Raw genomic sequence first — 17,049 nt, 5'->3', positions numbered from 1 at the left:
CGGGGGCTCGCCGTCGCCGATGTTCGGCCGCGTTCGATGACGAAGGTCACAGCGTGAATGTGTGGCCCGTCACGTCGGCCCCGGGCGTCGAGCTGGGGTCAGCGCGGAACGACAGCGATACGACCACCGCGGGACGGGGCATACGCCACCCCGCGCGAGAACCAGCGTTCGGACCTGGCGCTGGTCGGCATCAGTTCGAAGTCCGCCAGCAGTGTCCGCAGGGTCACGTCCATCTCCATGGTCGCGAATGCCGCCCCGATGCACCGCCTTGTGCCGCCGCCGAACGGCAGCCAGGCCGACGGAGGCTTGGTGCCCAGGAAACGGGTCGGGTCGAAGACCTCGGGCCGGGCGAATTCGCTGCTGTCGTCGTGGAGCAGGGCGATCGACACGAGGACGTTGTATCCCTTCGGGATCCGCCACTCGCCGAGGTCGAGATGGTCGGCGACGACGTGCCGGCCGGCGAAGTCGATGACGGGTCGGCTGCGCTGGACCTCCAGGATGGTGGCGTGGCGGTAGTCGGAGCCGCCGGCGTCCACCTCGGCCACCAGTTCGCGCACCACCTCGGGGTGCCGGCGCAAGCGCTCGAGCGCCCACGCGAGGGTCGTCGCCGTGGTCTCGTGTCCGGCGGCGAGCATCGTGGCCAGTTCCTCGGCGATCTCGTCGTCGGTCATCGGACTGCCGTCGTCGTAGGTGCTGCGCAGCATGATGGCAAGGATGTCGGTGCGCTCATCCAGGTGAGAGTCGTTGCGCGCCTTGGTGATCAGCCCGCCGACATAAGCTCGGTATTCGGCATTGCGTCGCGCGTACCGGTGATTGGGGTCGATCGGGCGGAGGAGGCGTGGGAGTGGCGGTACCGTCGCGGCGCGCGAACCGACGGTCACCATCGGTGGGATCATGTCGCGGAGTCGGTCCAGCTCGCTGCCCTCGGCGCCGAAAACCGCGCGGAGGATGACGTTCAGGGTGATGCGCATCATCGGTTCGATGGAGGCGAATTCGATCCCGGTGGGCCAGGACGCTGATTCGGCGCGAACCTCGTCGACCACCATCTGTTCGTACGACCGAATCGGCTTGCCGTGCAACGGCGGGGTGAGCAGTTTGCGCCGGGCGCGGTGTCGGGCGCCCTCCAGCGCGAACATCGATCCGGTGCCGAGTATGCGGCCGAGGTTGGGCTGGACGTTCTCGACCTGGTCGCCGGCGGTGAACAGCTCGCGCGCCATCGCGGCATCGGAGATGACGACGGAAGGGCCGAAGACGGGCAGGTTCACGGTGAAGGCCGAGCCGTGCCGGTCGTGGAGATATCGAAAGAAGTGTCGCCGCGACACGACCGCGCCGAGCCCCTGGATGGTGGACGGGATCGACGTGGTGGGCGGCAGCACCGCCTCACCGCTCAGGGTCGGAGTGTTCACGGGTGTGGGGTCCTCTCGCCGCAGCGGGTGGTACGTCTACGTACCACCCGACGGTACGCTCACGTACCGGTCGAGACAAGGGCCTATGCTCGAAGGCGTGACTGGATCGGGCCCGCTTGCTTCGCTCCCGGCGCCTGCTGGATCGGGCCCGCGCGCTTCGCTCCCGGCGCCCTGGTTGACCTCGCCGGCGGGCGCATCGAGCCGGGACCGGCTGCTCGCGGCGATGCTCGAGTGCATCGTCGAGGCGGGTTACCGCGACACCACGGTCGCCGACATCGTGCGGGTCGCGCGGACCTCGAGGCGGTCGTTCTACCAAGAGTTCGCCGACAAGCAGTCATGCTTTTTCGCGCTGCTGACGGTGACCAACGAGTTCATGATCGCCGAGATCGCGCGGCGCGTGGATGCGGAAGCCTCCATCGAAGAGCAGGTGCGACAAGCGGTGTCGTCATATGTTGCAGCGAGTGAGCGGTATCCGGGTCTCACGCTGAGCTGGATCCGCGAGTTGCCCGCGCTCGGCAGCGCCGCCCAGGCGGTCAAGGACGAGGCCCTGGAAGCGTGGATCGAACTCTTCGTCGGCCTCACCTCGACCCCGACGATGGCCGCGGCGGGGGTGGTGCCGATGGACCGTCAGCGCGCGATCTTCCTGTGGGGTGGCTTCCGGGAGCTGACCGCCGGTGCCGTCGAATCCGGCGCCCCGCTCGCATCGATCATCGAGCCGGCGACCGCGGCGTCCCTCGCGCTGGTGACGCCGCGGCCGGTGTGAGGCAGACCCTTCGTGACGGCCCTCCGCAAGCTCCGGGCCTCCTCAGGGAGCGGGGACCGGGCTCAGTGCCACGAACCGCGTTGGTACTGCGGCGGATACGGCGCCTCGCGCTTGTCGATGCCCAGCTCGTGTGCGGCGCGCAGCGGCCACGACGGCTCCCGCAGCGCGACGCGTCCGAAGAAGACGGCGGTGATGTCGTCGTCGCCGGCGACCTTCTCGGCCTGATCGGGTTCGGTGATGAGGCCGACGGCGGCGGTGGGCACACCCGACTGGCGGTGGATCGACCGGGCGAGGTCGACCTGGTAGCCGGGTCCGACGGGGATGTCGGCGAGGACGTTGCCACCCGAGGAGACGTCCACGAGGTCGACACCGCGGCCGGCGAGGAGGGCGGCGAGACGGGCGGAGTCGTCCACGTCCCACCCACCCTCGGTCCATTCGGTGCCGGACACCCGGACGAACAGCGGCTTCGACGACGGCCACACCGCGCGGACCGCGTCCACGACCTCGAGGGTCAGCCTCGTACGTCCCTCGAAGTCGCCACCGTAGGCGTCGGTGCGCCGGTTCGAGAACGGGGAGAGGAACTGATGCAGCAGGTAGCCGTGCGCCGCGTGGATCTCGACGACGTCGAACCCGGCGTCGTCGGCGCGACGGGCGGCCTGTGCGAACGCGTCCACGACCTCGGCGATCTGCTCGGTCGTCATGGCGGTGGGGGCGGGCAGTCCCTCGAAGGCGACGTCGGACGGGCCGAATGTCGTCCAGCCGCCGTCGTCGAGCGGAATGGCGCCGGAGCGGTCGTCGAACGGTGCGTAGGTGGAGGCCTTGCGGCCGGCGTGGGCGAGCTGGGTGCCGATGACCGAGCCCTGCGAGTGGACGAAGTCGACGATGCGTCCCCAGGCCGCGGCCTGGTCGTCGTTCCACAGACCGGCGTCGTGTGCGCTGATCCGGCCTTCGGGCACCACGGCCGCCGCCTCGGTGAGGATCAGTCCGAAGCCGCCGGCAGCTCGGGAACCGAGATGCGTCAGGTGCCAGTCGGTGGGCACCCCGTCGCCGGCGAAGCAGCTGTACTGGCACATCGGGGCGAGCCAGATCCGGTTGGGGATCGCGACATCGCGGAGGGTGATCGGTTCGAAGAGCGCGGTACTGGTCACGACGAGACACAACGATCGATCCGACGTCGTATTCCCGCGGCACTGCATAGTGTCGGGGCATGACCGAACAAATCCTGCACGAGGCGGTGTCGACGGAGATCGCCGAACCACTCGGGGTGATCACGCTGGGGGACGCGCGGCGTCGTAACCCGTTGTCCACGAGCACGATGCGCGCCATCACCGTCGCGCTTCGGGACTTCGACGACGATCCGCGCGTGCGGGTCATCGTGATCCGGGCGCTCGGACCCGCGTTCTCCGCCGGGCACGACCTCGGTGAACTCGTCGACCGGACCCTCGACGACGAGCGGGCCGTCTTCGCGACGTGCACGGAACTGATGCGGACGGTCCACGAGGTGCGCCAGCCCGTCATCGCCGAAGTCGCCGGCATGGCGTTCGCGGCGGGGTGCCAATTGGTCGCGACATGTGATCTGGCGGTGGCGGGTCGCAGCGCGCGGTTCAGCACGCCGGGCGTCCGCATCGGGTTGTTCTGCTCGACTCCGATGGTCGCGCTGTCCCGCGCGATCGGACGCAAGCGCGCCATGCACATGCTGCTCACCGGCGAACCCATCGACGCCGGGACCGCCGCGGACTGGGGGCTGCTCAGCGGTGTCGTCGACGACGACGAGCTCGCGAACTCGGTGCGGGAACTGGCTCTGCACATCGCCGGGTCGAGCGCGCGGACCGTCTCGATCGGCAAGCAGGCGTTCTACCGGCAGGTCGAGCTCGACGAGTCGGCGGCGTATGACGAGATGGGTGAGACGATGGCGACCAATGCGATGACCTGCGATGCGCAGGAGGGCATGTCGGCATTCCTGCAGAAGCGGAAGCCGGTCTGGACCGACAGCTGAGTCAGGCCCGAACGCCGAATCGCCACCTCCGGAACCGGGAGGTGGCGATTCGACGATGCGGTCAGGCGTCGATCTGCGCGGTGGCGGTCGCGAAACGGGCGAGATGGGCGTCCGCGGTGCCGAATTCGTACTCGATGGCGGTGAGACGCTTGAAGTAGTGGCCGATGGCCAGCTCCTCGGTCATCCCCATCCCGCCGTGCAACTGCACCGCGTTCTGGCCGATGAACCGGGCGGCGCGACTGACGGTGGCCTTGGCAGCCGAGACCGCCGCCGCCCGTTCCGCCGGGGAGCCCTCGAGGGACAGGATCGCGAAATACTGTGCGGCGACCGACTGTTCGAGCTCGAGATGCATGTCGACCATGCGGTGCTGCAGCACCTGGAAGCTGCCGATCGGAACCCCGAACTGCTCGCGCTGCTTGGAGTACTCGACGGTGTCGGTGAACACCTTGCGCATCAGGCCGACCGCCTCGGAGACGACCGCGGCGGTCGCGGTGTCCCACGCCTTCTCGAGGATCTCGATGGCGTTTTCGTCGGCGATGAGCGCGTCGCCGGGCAGGCGCACGTCGGTGAAAGTGATGTCGGCGGCCTGGCGGTCGTCGATGGTGCGCAGCTTGTGCAGCTCGAGCCCCGTCGGCCCGCCGTCGGCGAGATCGATCAGGAACAGGGAGACGCCGGCGGGATCGTGGGGTTCGCCTGCGGTGCGGGCGCTGACGATCAGGTAGTCGGCGAGCGGCGCCGTGGTGACGACGGCTTTGGTGCCGTTGAGCACCCACTCGTCGCCGTCCCGGTCGGCGGAGGTCTCGATGCGGGAGAGGACCCCGCCCGAGCCGTCCTCGAGCGCGGCGAGTGCGCTGAGCGCCTCGCCCTCGGCGATGCGACCGGCGGCCTCGAGGGCGACCGGGTTGCCGGTCGCGTGCAGCAGGCCCGCACCGAGCACGACCGTGTCGACGAACGGCTCGACCACGAGGGCGTGCCCGAGTGCTTCGGTGACGACCATCAGCTCTTCGGGGCCGCCGCCGAATCCGCCGATGTCCTCCGGCAGACAGGCGCCGACGACCCCGAGGTCCTCGACGAAGGCCTTCCAGATCTTCGGCTGCCAGCCCTCGCCGACCTTCGCGGCGTCGCGGCTGACCTGCAGGTCGTACCGCGCGTCGAGGAACTTGTCGAGACCGTCGGACAGCAGTTGCTGTTCGGGTGTGAGTGTGAAGTCCATTGGTTATCTCCTGTGACCCGTCAGAGACCCAGAGCCGCTTTGGCGAGGATGTTTCGTTGAATTTCGTTGCTGCCGGCGTAGATCGAGCCCGCGCGGTCGTTGAAGTAGTGCAGCGGCGCGACGGCCTGCCACGGTTCGCCGCTGACGTAGCCGTCGGTGGGCGGGGTGTACTGGAAGATGGGTCCGCCCGGCTTGGTGGCGTGCGGCTGGAAGACGCGTCCGTGCGGGCCCGCGGCCTCCAGGCTGAGGGTCGTGATCTCCTGGCTCAGTTCGGTACCGAGGATCTTCAGCATCGACGCGATGGAACCGGGGTCCTTGCCCGAACTCATCGCGGCGAGCGCGCGGTACTCGAGGACCTCGAGGATCTTCGCGCGCACCTGCAGGTCGGTGAGCTTGGCCGCGAAGGCCGGATCCTCCGACAGCGGGCCGCCGTTCGGCGCCGTCACCGACGCCGCGTCCCGGCCGAGCTGCTCGGCCATGACCTGCAGCGCCGGGGCGGCCGCGCCGCCGCCACGCTCGAAGACGAGCAGGTACTTCGCGACGGTCCACCCGTCGTCGATCTTGCCGAGGACGTTCTTCTTGGGCACGCGCACGCCGTCGAAGAAGACCTGCGCCTGCACCTGCTCGCCGGACGCGAACACGAGGTTCTGCACCTCGATGCCCGGCGAGTTCATGTCGATGAGCACGAACGTGATGCCCTGCTGCTTGCGTTCCTGGCGCGAGGTCCGCACGAGGCAGAAGATCCAGTTCGCCTCGGAGGCGTGGGTGGTCCAGATCTTGGAACCGGTGACGACGAGGTCGTCGCCGTCGTCGACCGCGGCCATCGACAGCGACGCGAGGTCGGAGCCGGACTCCGGCTCGGAGTAGCCCTGGCAGAAGAAGACGCTGCCGTCGAGGATGCCCGGCAGGAAGAAGTTCTTCTGCTCGTCGGTGCCGAACGCCATGATCGCGTGCGACACCATGCGGATGCCCATCGGCGACAGCGACGGCGCGCCGGCGAGGATCGACTCACGGCTGAAGATGTAGTGCTGGGATTGCGACCAGTCGCATCCGCCGTACTGCACCGGCCACGCGGGAGCGGCCCAGCCACGCTCGTGCAGGATCGCCTGCCACTCCATCGAGGCCTCGTGGTCGGAGTAGACGCTGGTGCGCAGCGTGCCCGCCGCGCGTAGGTCGGGGGTCAGTTTCTCGTCGAGGAACGCGCGGACCTCGTCGCGAAACGCAGCGTCGTCCGGAGACCAGTTCATGTCCATGAGCGGTGCGCAACCTATCTGTAAACGGTTGTGGTCAGATTGGGGTCGAAAGGGAATCTACCCAATGATCGGCGCGGTGCGTAGCCCGCCTCACGTTTCCGGTTCCAGTGTGACGCCCGGGGCCGATCCGGGTGGCGGATCCTCACCCTTCGTGCCCGTGGTCTTCGCGGGTTCTCTCGTGTCGTCGTCGGATGTCCCCGCCTCGGTCGGGTCCGGGCTCTTCGGCTGCCCGCCCGACGACAGCAGCACGTCTGCCCAGCGGGTGGCGGGGTCGATGTCGATGAGCAAGGCCTTGGCGAGCAGGGTCAGCGGCACCGCGAGGATCGCGCCCAGCGGCCCGATCGCCCAGGCCCAGAAGAGCAGGGACAGGAAGGTCAGGGTGGTCGACAATCCGACCGCGTCGCCGACGAATTTCGGTTGGATGACCGACTGGATGATGACGTTGATCGCGCTGTAGACGACGATGACGACGATCATCTTCGTGGGCCCCCCGACGAGCAGTCCGAGCAGCGCGGGTGGGACCAGACCGATGATGAAGCCGACGTTCGGGATGTAGTTGGTGATGAACGACAGCAGGCCCCAGAGGATGGGGAGCGGGATGGACAGCAACGCGAGGGCCACGCTGTCGAGCACGGCGACGATCAGGCCGAAGACCGTCGACACCCACAGATAGCTGCGCGTCCCCTGCGAGAACGAACGGAAGGCCGATGCGATGTCGGGGCGCATCCGGTCCAGGATGTTCATCCGGTCGTCGAAGCCGACCGAGTCCGCGGCCATGAACAGTAGCAGGGCGAGGACGAGCACGAGCGCCGAGGCCACGCTGAACGTGCTGCTCAGCACGTCGGTCACGGCACCTACGACCTTGCTGGTGTCGACATGGGAGATCATGTCCTGCACCTTGTCGTGGCTGACGCCGTGGCTGGTGAGGAAGTTCTGGAAGCCGGTGACGAGGTCGTCGAACTTGTCGTCGTACTGCGGCAGGATCGATGCCAGGCGCGCGACGGAGAACACCAGCGCCGCGAACAGCCCGATGAGGATTCCGTAGACGAGGAGCACCGTCGTCACGAAGGCGGCCCACCGCGGGAAGCCCTTCTTGCGCAACCAGTTCGGGACCGGCTGGACGGCGACGGTGAGCATCAGCGCGAGAAAGACCGGACCGACCAGCGACGCCACCGATTTGATGCCGCCGATGGCGACGACGAGGCCGGCGATCGTGAGGAGCACGATGGTGCCCCGCGGCAGTGTCCAGTCGGGGGGATCGACCCGGTACGACGGTGGTGGGGGTGTGCGTTTGGAGGACTTGGTTCCGCGTGCCTCACTGCTACCGGACATGGTGTGCCGCCTTTCTGGACACGACTGTTACGTCGAAACAGCGGCCACCCACGCGCGGGAGCGCGCGGAGTGGCCGCCGTCAAGTGTTCAGCATCCGACGACCATCCGCGCGTTTTCCGTGCGCTTTCGTCTTCGATGAGTCTCTAGTGGCCTTTCCAGTTCGGCGTCCGCTTCATCACGAACGCCATGATCCCTTCGAGGGTGTCGCCGCTGATCACGAGCGAGTCGAGCACCGAGGTGCTGGCGTGGACGGCGTCGACCGTGTCGGTGATGGCGTCGGACTGTTCCATGGTGGCGATCGACGCCCGTACCGACGTCGGAGAGGCGGCCAGGATCTCCTCGGCCACGCCGCGTGCGGTCTCGAGAACCTTTCCGGCGGGGGCGATCCGGCTCACCAGTCCGGCGGCCGCGGCTTCGGCGGCCGAGATCCGACGCCCGGTCAGGATCATGTCGCGTGCGAGCGCGGGCGGGATCATCCGCGGCAGGCGGACCAGACCGCCCGCGGCGGCCGCCAAACCCACCTTCACCTCGGGCAGTCCGAACGATGAGTCCTCGTCGGCCACGACGATGTGACAGGCCATCGCGATCTCGCAGCCGCCGCCGAGCGCGAAGCCGTTGACCGCCGCGATCACCGGTTTGGGCAGGCTGCGCCGCGAGGTGAGTCCGGCGAACCCGTTCTTCGGCACCGACAGGGCGGCGGGCCCCGCGGTCGCCGCGAGATCGTTGCCCGCCGAGAAGGCCTTGTCGCCCTTGCCCGTCAAGATCGCCACCCACAGGTCGGGATCGGCGAAATAGGCCTCGAAGATCGAGTCGAGTTCGGCGTTCGCGGCGGGGTTCAACGCGTTGCGCGCGTCGGGCCGGTTGATGGTCACCTCGAGCAGCCGACCGTCGCGACGGATCTCGACGTGCTCGTAGGAGTCGCGGAACGCCGGCGCGACGACCGGATGCCGGGAGTTCATGGCCGCGGAGGTCAGGGCCACCCGATTGCCTTTGTCGAAAGACCGCACGACGATCGGCGTGCCGACGGGGTCCTCGGCGGTGAGGAGGAGGTCGAAGAGTTCGTCGTCGTCGGAATCGAGATTGGCCACGAAGCGGGCGCCGAGTCCCTCCGGAACGGTCGGATCGACCAGCCGGCCGATCACCACACCGGTGCGGCGGCCGTTCTTCTGCGGGATGACCGTGTAGGTCTCGACGACCGCGGCGCCGTCGGCGTCGGCGATCGTGGGAACGGTCGGTACCGCGTCGAGCTCGGCCTGGACCGGACCGCTGGTGTCCGGACGCCACGGTGCCGGCGTCGTCGAATAGACACCCGCGGCATGCTTGCTCAGCACACCGCCGTTGGCGACGACGAGACCGTAGTCACCCGGCGATCGCCGGACGCGGGTGACGACTTCGGCGATCGCGTGGAGCGAGTAGTTGTTGCCCGGCCCGCCGAAGAACGGCAGGCCACCCGTCACGGTCAGCCCGCGCGGATCGTCGGGCGACATGCCGATCCCGTCGAGGACGTTGAACACCGCGATCGGGAAGCAGCTGTAGATGTCGACCACGGAGATGTCGTCGAGCCCGATCCCGGCGACCTGCAGCGCATGCCGCACCGCCGCGGGAGCCGCAGGAGCGGAGGACAATTCGGGGCGAGCCAGGACCGGGCGTTCCACCGTCGACGAATGACCGTGCAGGAACACCCATTTCGCAGGGTCGACGCCGGCGGCCTGCGCGGCCCGCACCGACATCACGACCACGGCTGCGGCCTGGTTGACCTGATCGCGCGCCACGATGTACCGGGTGAACGGATCGGACACGATCCGGTTCTCGGGGGTGACGGTGACGAGTTCGTCGGCGGTGCGCGCCGTCGGGGCGGCCGAGTGCGGGTTGGCGGCGGCGACCTCGGTGAACGGTGCGAACAACTCACCCATCGTGGCGATGTAGGCATCGCGGCCCAGGCCGGAGGCGTGCCGGCGGGCGTTCTCCAGCAGGGCGTACTGCGGCAACACCGACGCGAGGCCGTGCCGCATCTCGGCGACCGAGATGATGCCCTTGAGCCCGAAACCGCGGTCCTCGAATTGCCCGCCGACCTCCTCGGCGAAGTTCGGGCGCTGATCCTCCGGCTGTGACATGAGGTGGCGGACCGTCGACATCACCTCGGCGCCGAACACCACGGCCCCCTCGGAGTCGCCGGCGGCGATGGCCGCCGCGAGTTCGGTGAGCATCGTCTGCGGGGTCTGGCCGCCGGTCACGGCCTGCACGGCGCGGCGTGGGTCCACCCCGATCCGGTTGCCGACCGCGCGCGGCATGTTGTCCGGTCGGCCCAGCGGTGACGACGACAACGGGCTCGAGATCTCGAACGAGCGGATCGCGGCGATCGTGTCGATCGACCCGGCGACGTCGCCTCCGGAGTCGGCGAATGCGGCGGTCACCGCCCGGGCGGCGAGGTCGGCCTCGCCGAGCGCCTCGTATCCGGGATCGGTCAGGCGTTCCGATGCCTGGCCCACGCCGACGACGACGGGGGTGGTCGGATCGATATCAACGAGCGTTGTTGGCATACCAAACATTGACACATGGCGTGACCGGGGTCTCATCGGAGGTGGCCGACGAGCGTCGCAGCGCCAGTGTGCGGTGCACGCGCCCAGAACGTCAGCGTTGCGGTCAGCGCGGTTGCAACCGTGGTCGGCCGGTGCCGAGCCGACCAGACTGTCGCCGACCAGTCTGCGATCGAAAGGACCCCCGATGACGTCCACTGTGCCGTCCACCGAGCAAATCAACCGGCCCGCCACCGGAACGACGGACGAGCGTCTCGACGAGGTGTTCGCACCGATCTTCGCCCGGATCGCCGAAGGCGCCGTGCAGCGCGAGGACGACCGCAGGCTTGCATACGACGAGGTCGCGTGGCTACGGGAGGCGAAGTTCGGCGCGTTGCGCGTGCCGGTGGAATTCGGCGGTTATGGCGCGTCGATCCGTCAGCTGTTCCGGTTGCTCATCGAGCTGGCCGCCGCGGAGTCCAATCTCCCGCAGGCCCTGCGGGTGCACTGGTCGTTCGTCGAGGACCAGCTCGCCGCCCTCCCGGACGAGGCTGCGCAGCAGTGGTTGCGCAAGGTCGGCGAGGGGACGCTGGTCGGCAACGCGATCACCGAACCCGGCGTCGGCGCCATCGACCGGTACCAGACGCGCCTCACCCCGGATCCGGCGAGTACCGACGGCAGCGGGTTCCGGCTCGACGGCACCAAGTACTACAGCACCGGCAGCCTCTACTCCGACCACATCCTCGTCGCCGCCGACCAAGACGGTGAGCGGGTCTCGGTACTCGTCGACGCCGACGCCGACGGCGTCACCCAGCACGACGACTGGGACGGCTTCGGTCAGCGCCTGACCGCCAGCGGCACCACCGAGTTCGCGAATGTCGAGGTGCCGGCCGAGCGTGTCCTCGGCCCGGGGTACGGCGGGGAGGGGCGCACGTACGCGACGTCGTATCTGCAACTCGTGCAGCTCTCGGTGCTCGCGGGTATCGCGGCACGCGCCACCGACGACGTCGTGGAGTGGGTGCGCAACCGCACGCGCACCTTCACGCATTCGACCGCCGGCCTGCCGCGCCATGATCCGTTGGTGCAGCAGGTGATCGGCCGGTTGTCGGCGGCGGCCTACACCGCGCGCACGCTGGTCCTCGACATCGCCGACGAGCTCGACGAGCTCGCGCTCGCCGGCTGGGAGGACGCCGAACTCCTCGACCGCGTCGAGTTCGACGTCGCCCGTGCCCAGGCCGCCGTCATCCCCGCAGTACTGGACGCGACCACTCAACTGTTCGAGGTCGGCGGCGCGTCGATCACCTCCGAGCGTCTGCGCCTGGATCGCCACTGGCGCAACGCCCGGGTGATCTCGGTGCACAACCCGCTGATCTTCAAGCTGCAGGCGGTCGGCGACCACGTGCTCAACGGCACCGACCTGCCGTACGCCTGGAGCGCCGGACAGAAGTAGCACGCCGTGCCGCTACGCTGGCGACCATGCACCGGATGGCCGCGGCGGACGCGGTGTCGTACTGGATGTCGCAGTGCATCCCGAACGACGAGTTCCTGGTGTATTGCTCTGCCGCGCCGCGCAGTTCGATCGAGGACTGCGCGGCGCGACTCCGGCTGCGGGCGCCGCACGTCGACGATCTGTGCCTCCGGATACGAGATGTCCCGGGTACGGCCGACCGCCCGTACTGGGAATCCGTGCGGCCCGCCGACGACCAGGTCCGCGTGGACGCGTCGAGCCGCACGTGGTCGTCGTGTCTGACGGAGATCGCCGGGCTCATCGCCCAGCCGCTCGATCCCACGAGGGAGGCGTGGCGGGCGCACCTCTTCGGTCCGGTCGCCGACGTCCCGGCAGCGACGGGTCCGGTGGTCGTCGTCGTGCTCCAGGTCTGTCACGCCCTGGGTGACGGGCGTCGGATGTCGCGGATCGCGCGCGACTGGTTCACGGCTCCCGCCACCCCACGACGACCGCTGTCCGAGGTGCGTTCACCCTTCCGCGAGCTGATGGTCGACGCCGGTACGGCGCTCGGCGGAGTGCTTCGATTCCCCGGCGAGTTCGTCACGACAGCGTGGCGAGGGGTTCGCGCGGCGCGTCTCGCCTCGGCATCCGTGCCGGGAACGGCGGGATATGCGCCGACTCGGTTGAACGTCCCACCCGGACCGCGGCGCACCCTGCGTGTGTTGGTCGTCGCGCGTGATCAACTCAGCGGACCCGGAGTGCCGGTCACGGTCGCCGTACTCACCGCGATCTCGGTGGCGTTCCCGGAGTATCTGGGGGACCGGGATCGACGGTACGGCGCGGAGCTGACGGTCGGGCGCGGCGGAGAACGTCGAGCGCGCAATCACTTTCGCAATGCGGGGATTGACTTGCACATCGACATCGACGATCTGGGCGAGCGCGCACGACTCATCGGCGCCGAGATCGCCGCCGCACGCGCCGCCGAGGCGGAACCGCTGCGGGTCGCGCAGCGTCGGGCGTCGGAGTCGACACCGGCGATCCTGACCCGATGGGGGATCCGATCGTTCGATCTCGACACCCCGCCGGCGACGGTCACCGGCGTCACCGTGGTCTCGTCGGTGAACCGCGGAGCCGCCGATCTCGACCTCGACGGCGGTGAGATCCTTTTCACCACAGGATTGCCCGCGCAGTCGCCGGCTCAGGGATTGACTCACGGCGTACACGGGATCGGCGACCGGATCGCGATCTCGGTGACCACGAGCCCGGATGTCATGAACGATGTGGATCGGTACGTGGAACTGCTCGCGCGAGCGCTGGGTGTCTGAGTGCACGCCGCCGCGGCCCCTCCGCTCCACTCCCTGAGCTGAGTTGCGAGAAGCGCAGCCGCCCCCTCTGCTCCCTCATCCCAAAGAACCACGAAACCGCTGGTCTGCGATGCCCTCCCTTTGCTCCCTGAGGTGCGAGGAGCGTTAGCCGCCGGGCCGAGCAAGCGACGAAGGAGCGCGTCGAGGTCGACGAGCCTCGAAGGGTGGCGACGTCATCTCACCAAGACCCTTCGTGACGGCCTCCGCAAGCTCGCTCCTCAGGGAGCAGTAGAAGGGCTCGCGCCGCGCACAACCTTTCTTTCGTGATCCACGACGGCGGCCGGGCCGCGTCACGAAGGGCCTGGCGACCAAATGTCCCCGCTCCCAGCGAATTCGACGTGATCTGCGCCGCCGACCATAGCCAGATGTCGAGGACTGCTCGTCGACCGAGCATTCTTGTCGGTCAAGCCCCTGGAAGTGGTGTAACTGAATGGTGATCCTTCGTGGGTGGTCAGGCGGGTAGTTGCATCAGGTCATCGGTGCTCACCTCCGTCGGCGAGCTGGTGGCGGGGTCGGTGGTCAGGGTGAGTCGGCAGCGGCTGAGGACTTCGAGACCGAGGTAGCGGCGGCCTTCGGCCCATTCGTCGGTCTGCTCGGCCAGGACGGCGCCGATGAGGCGAACGATGGCATCCCGGTTCGGGAAGATCCCGACCACGTCGGTGCGGCGTCGGATCTCCCGGTTGAGCCGCTCGGTGGGGTTGTTGGACCAGATCTGCCGCCACACATCGTCGGGGAACGCGATAAACGCCAGCAGGTCCTCGCGGGCATCGCCGAGGTGGTCAGCAACCTCGGGCAGTCTGCCTTCGGTGTAGTCCAAGAGCCGGTCGAACTGGGCATTGACAGCCTCGGCGGTGGGCTGGTCGTAGACGCTATGCAGCATCGCCTTCACGGCCGGCCACATCGACTTGGGGCACGCGGCCATGAGGTTTGCGGCGTAGTGGGTGCGACAGCGCTGCCAGGCGGCCCCGGGCAGGTTCGCCGCGATCGCCTCGATCAGCCCGGCGTGGGCATCGGAGGTCACCAGCCGGACTCCGCCCAGGCCACGGGCCACCAGGTCGGCGAAGAAGGTGTTCCACGAGGCCTTCGTCTCGCTGGTGGCGACTTGCATGCCCAGGACCTCGCGGTGGCCGTCACCGTTGACCCCGGTGGCCAGCAGCACCGAGGCTTTGACGACCTGCTTGTTCTCCCGGACCTTGATCGTCAGCGCATCGGCGGTGACGAACGTGAACGGTCCGGCCTCGTCCAGGCGCCGGTGCCGGAACGCCGCGACCTGCTCATCGAGGTCTTCGGCCATGCGGGAGACCTGGGACTTGGACAGCGAGTCGATGCCGAGAGTTTTGACCAGCTTGTCCATCCGGCGGGTGGAGACCCCGGCCAGGTAGCAGTCCGCCACGACGGTGATCAGCGCGGATTCGGCCCGCTTGCGACGCTCGAGCAGCCACTCGGGAAAGTAGGAGCCCGAGCGGAGCTTGGGGATGGCGACGTCGACGGTGCCGACCCGGGTATCCAGGGGCCGGTGGCGATAACCGTTGCGGTAGTTGGTGCGCTCTGACGAGCGGGCGTTCCACTCGGCGCCGCACACGGCGTCGGCGTCCGCGGACAGCAGGGCGTTGATCATGGTCTGCAGCAGCTCGCGCATCAGATCCGGTGACGCGTCGGTCAGGGCTTGGCTAAGCAGGCCTGCAGGGTCGACAATATGGGGTGCGGTCATCGTGATGACTCCGTTCGAGGATTCGGTAGAAGGTTGACTCGAAGGATCACACGGTGGCCGCTCTACATCCGTACACAACACGGAATCGCAGACGATCTCGGCCACCGAGTTACACCACTCTATGGGGCACTACTCTTGTCGGTGGTCGGGTCTATCTTGGATGTATCAGTTGGACCGGTCAACCAGGCGGGATGGCAACGACTTCGGGGGGAGTCACTGTGGGGGCATGGACGGATCTGCCGGGCGAGTTCCTCGCCGGGGTCGATCCTGCCTGTCCGGCCGATGCCGACACCGCCACCCATATGCAGCGTCTGGGGTCGATCCGCGCGGGCGAGTCGTATCTGGCGTGGTGCCGCTACCAGACGATCCTGGTGTTGTGTGATCGGCTGTTGACCACTGTCGGCAACAGTTACGTGTCCGACGGTTTCGGTGACATCGTCGCCCGGGTCTCGCGCGAGGCCGGGATCACCCGCTACCGGGCGGGGATGCTGGTTGACGAGGCGTTGTGTCTGCGTGACCGGTTGCCGCGGGTGTTGGAGACGTTGCGCGACGGCATCATCGGGCCGCACCAGATCCGGGAGATCATCGGCCGCACGCATTTGGTGTCCGATGATCACCTTCTCGACCCCGACGACCCCGCCAGCCGCCGGATCATCGAGGTGCTCGACGAGTCGATCGCCGACCTGCTGCGCTCCCGGTCCGGGTCGTGGTCGACGTCAGGTTTGCGCGACATGATCGACCGCCTGGTCTTCGGCCACGACGCCGACGCCGTCCGGGAACGGCGCCGCGAAGCGCTCGACAAACGAGGGGTGTGGACCGAGAACCACGGTGACGGCACCGGTGAGATCACCGCGGTCATGGCTGCCGAGAACATCCGGGCTTGCGACGCCTCGGTACGGGAGTTGGCCGCATCAGTGTGCGACCGGGATGGCCGCACCCTCGGGGAACGGAAGTCCGACGCCATGTGCGCGTTGCTCACCCGAACAGCGTTCACGTGTGCGTGCGGTCAGTCCGACTGCACCGCACCACCTGTCGATCCTGGAGGTTCGGCGGCGGGTACCGAGATCGTGATTCACGTGGTGACCGACGCCGACACCCTGGCCGGGGGGTCCGGACCCGGCTGGGTCGACGGGCACGGAGTGATCTCCGACGAGCATGTGCGTGACCTCGCCGCCCGGCCCGACGCGACGATCAGGCCGGTCACCCCGGTCCGCACACCACCGTCGCAGGTCGTCGCCGGCGGTCCAGTCGTGACCGGCGAGGGCGGATACGACGACGACACCACGCGTACGGCGAACATCGCCGCGCCACAGCAGGCTACAGATGACGCCGACACCAACACCAACGCCGATGCCGGCGGCGCGGGTGACGCGTCGACGCCCCCGACTTCGGCCTCATCGTCGGCGGAGCCGCCGTCGTCGGAGATGGTGGTGGTCTACCCGGCTGCCCTGCCTGGTGACCCGTATCGTCCGACGAGTGCGTGTGCGGAGTTCGTGCGGGTGCGCGACGGCTACTGCACCGAGCCGGGTTGCACGCGTTCGGCATTCACCGCCGATGTCGATCACGTCGCCGAGTACGACCACGCCCGGCCGGCACGCGGGGGTGCGACCTCGAGTGAGAACCTCAACGCCAAATGCCGTCCCGGTCATCTCCACAAGACCCACGGTGACTGGACCGATGTGCAGTACCGCGACGACGAGGGCCGCCTGGTCACCGAATACGTCACGCCCGAGGGCTTTGTGATCCCCGGCGAGGCCGAAACCCTCGAAGACCTCTTCCCCAACCTGCGGCGCATCCGGTTCGAACAAGCCGCGAAAGCACCACCGACACCGCGGATCATCGTGCCCGAGCGGCAAGGCAGACAACAGCAAGGCCGACCACCGCGCACGATCACCGAACGCACCGCCGCGAAACACGCGAAGCGGCGAGAAGAACGTGCCCGCAACAAGAAACAACGCGAAGCGAACCTACGCGCCCGGAGCGAAGCAACCCACCATCAAGCGACAACCCACGACGACGAGCCCCCGCCATTCTGACCCGGCGCTCGG

At 68.4% G+C, this 17,049-nt stretch carries 12 protein-coding genes; 5 read left to right on the top strand and 7 right to left on the bottom strand.

The annotated features are described in order from the left end of the window. Positions 1-98: 98 nt before the first annotated feature. Positions 99-1,406: a cytochrome P450 gene (locus QAD21_RS16815; RefSeq protein WP_068970920.1), complete on the bottom strand. Its 1,308-nt coding sequence runs from the start codon at positions 1,404-1,406 to the stop codon at positions 99-101. A gap of 223 nt (positions 1,407-1,629) precedes the next feature. On the opposite strand from QAD21_RS16815, the gene QAD21_RS16810 reads away from it, so the two are divergent. Continuing rightward, positions 1,630-2,169, top strand: coding sequence for a TetR/AcrR family transcriptional regulator (locus QAD21_RS16810; RefSeq protein ID WP_065631083.1), 540 nt, complete (start codon positions 1,630-1,632; stop codon positions 2,167-2,169). 62 nt (positions 2,170-2,231) lie between these two features. Here QAD21_RS16810 and QAD21_RS16805 read toward each other — a convergent pair whose 3' ends face one another. Next, positions 2,232-3,317 carry an NADH:flavin oxidoreductase/NADH oxidase gene (locus QAD21_RS16805; RefSeq protein WP_137809053.1) on the bottom strand — a complete coding sequence of 362 codons (1,086 nt, stop codon included), beginning with the start codon at positions 3,315-3,317 and terminating at the stop codon, positions 2,232-2,234. Positions 3,318-3,376: 59 nt separating this feature from the next. Here QAD21_RS16805 and QAD21_RS16800 point away from each other — a divergent pair, with 59 nt between their 5' ends. Next, entirely contained in the window at positions 3,377-4,165 is a 789-nt protein-coding gene (locus tag QAD21_RS16800) for an enoyl-CoA hydratase (protein WP_058252503.1), read from the top strand. Positions 4,166-4,226: 61 nt separating this feature from the next. Here QAD21_RS16800 and QAD21_RS16795 read toward each other — a convergent pair whose 3' ends face one another. The 4 genes from QAD21_RS16795 to QAD21_RS16780 all read right to left on the bottom strand — a co-directional run bounded on the left by QAD21_RS16795 (position 4,227) and on the right by QAD21_RS16780 (position 10,503). After that, positions 4,227-5,378 carry an acyl-CoA dehydrogenase family protein gene (locus QAD21_RS16795; protein WP_058252504.1) on the bottom strand — a complete coding sequence of 384 codons (1,152 nt, stop codon included), beginning with the start codon at positions 5,376-5,378 and terminating at the stop codon, positions 4,227-4,229. A gap of 20 nt (positions 5,379-5,398) precedes the next feature. Then, positions 5,399-6,631, bottom strand: coding sequence for an acyl-CoA dehydrogenase family protein (locus QAD21_RS16790; RefSeq protein ID WP_004022519.1), 1,233 nt, complete (start codon positions 6,629-6,631; stop codon positions 5,399-5,401). A gap of 90 nt (positions 6,632-6,721) precedes the next feature. After that, positions 6,722-7,963, bottom strand: a complete 1,242-nt coding sequence (locus tag QAD21_RS16785) for an AI-2E family transporter (RefSeq protein WP_058252505.1) — start codon at positions 7,961-7,963, stop codon at positions 6,722-6,724. A 143-nt stretch (positions 7,964-8,106) separates the two neighbouring features. Further along, entirely contained in the window at positions 8,107-10,503 is a 2,397-nt protein-coding gene (locus QAD21_RS16780) for an acetyl-CoA acetyltransferase (RefSeq protein ID WP_280359879.1), read from the bottom strand. Between the two features lie 184 nt (positions 10,504-10,687). Here QAD21_RS16780 and QAD21_RS16775 point away from each other — a divergent pair, with 184 nt between their 5' ends. Further along, the gene (locus tag QAD21_RS16775; protein ID WP_280359877.1) at positions 10,688-11,929 is read left to right on the top strand and encodes an acyl-CoA dehydrogenase family protein; all 1,242 of its coding nucleotides are present in this window, start codon (positions 10,688-10,690) and stop codon (positions 11,927-11,929) included. Between the two features lie 26 nt (positions 11,930-11,955). Continuing rightward, the gene (locus QAD21_RS16770) at positions 11,956-13,251 is read left to right on the top strand and encodes a WS/DGAT domain-containing protein (protein WP_280359876.1); all 1,296 of its coding nucleotides are present in this window, start codon (positions 11,956-11,958) and stop codon (positions 13,249-13,251) included. 490 nt (positions 13,252-13,741) lie between these two features. Here the strand turns inward: QAD21_RS16770 and QAD21_RS16765 are convergent, their stop codons facing one another. Continuing rightward, positions 13,742-15,001, bottom strand: a complete 1,260-nt coding sequence (locus QAD21_RS16765; protein WP_096905832.1) for an IS256 family transposase — start codon at positions 14,999-15,001, stop codon at positions 13,742-13,744. 218 nt (positions 15,002-15,219) lie between these two features. Between QAD21_RS16765 and QAD21_RS16760 the strand changes: the two genes are divergently transcribed. Continuing rightward, a complete protein-coding gene (locus QAD21_RS16760) occupies positions 15,220-17,037 on the top strand; it encodes an HNH endonuclease signature motif containing protein (RefSeq protein WP_280359875.1) in 1,818 nt (605 codons plus the stop codon). Positions 17,038-17,049 lie beyond the last annotated feature (12 nt).

The sequence above is a fragment of the Gordonia sp. SMJS1 genome, assembly GCF_029866425.1.
Lineage (GTDB): Bacteria > Actinomycetota > Actinomycetes > Mycobacteriales > Mycobacteriaceae > Gordonia > Gordonia hongkongensis.
This window is presented reverse-complemented; position numbering and strand designations above follow the sequence as displayed.

Bases quoted from the DNA above. Each gene is read 5' to 3' on its own strand.
- QAD21_RS16810 (WP_065631083.1), top strand. From the start codon at position 1,630: ATGCTCGAGTGCATCGTCGAGGCGGGTTACCGCGACACCACGGTCGCC.
- QAD21_RS16800 (WP_058252503.1), top strand. From the start codon at position 3,377: ATGACCGAACAAATCCTGCACGAGGCGGTGTCGACGGAGATCGCCGAA.
- QAD21_RS16795 (WP_058252504.1), bottom strand. From the start codon at position 5,378: ATGGACTTCACACTCACACCCGAACAGCAACTGCTGTCCGACGGTCTC.
- QAD21_RS16790 (WP_004022519.1), bottom strand. From the start codon at position 6,631: ATGGACATGAACTGGTCTCCGGACGACGCTGCGTTTCGCGACGAGGTC.
- QAD21_RS16785 (WP_058252505.1), bottom strand. From the start codon at position 7,963: ATGTCCGGTAGCAGTGAGGCACGCGGAACCAAGTCCTCCAAACGCACA.
- QAD21_RS16780 (WP_280359879.1), bottom strand. From the start codon at position 10,503: ATGCCAACAACGCTCGTTGATATCGATCCGACCACCCCCGTCGTCGTC.
- QAD21_RS16775 (WP_280359877.1), top strand. From the start codon at position 10,688: ATGACGTCCACTGTGCCGTCCACCGAGCAAATCAACCGGCCCGCCACC.
- QAD21_RS16770 (WP_280359876.1), top strand. From the start codon at position 11,956: ATGCACCGGATGGCCGCGGCGGACGCGGTGTCGTACTGGATGTCGCAG.
- QAD21_RS16765 (WP_096905832.1), bottom strand. From the start codon at position 15,001: ATGACCGCACCCCATATTGTCGACCCTGCAGGCCTGCTTAGCCAAGCC.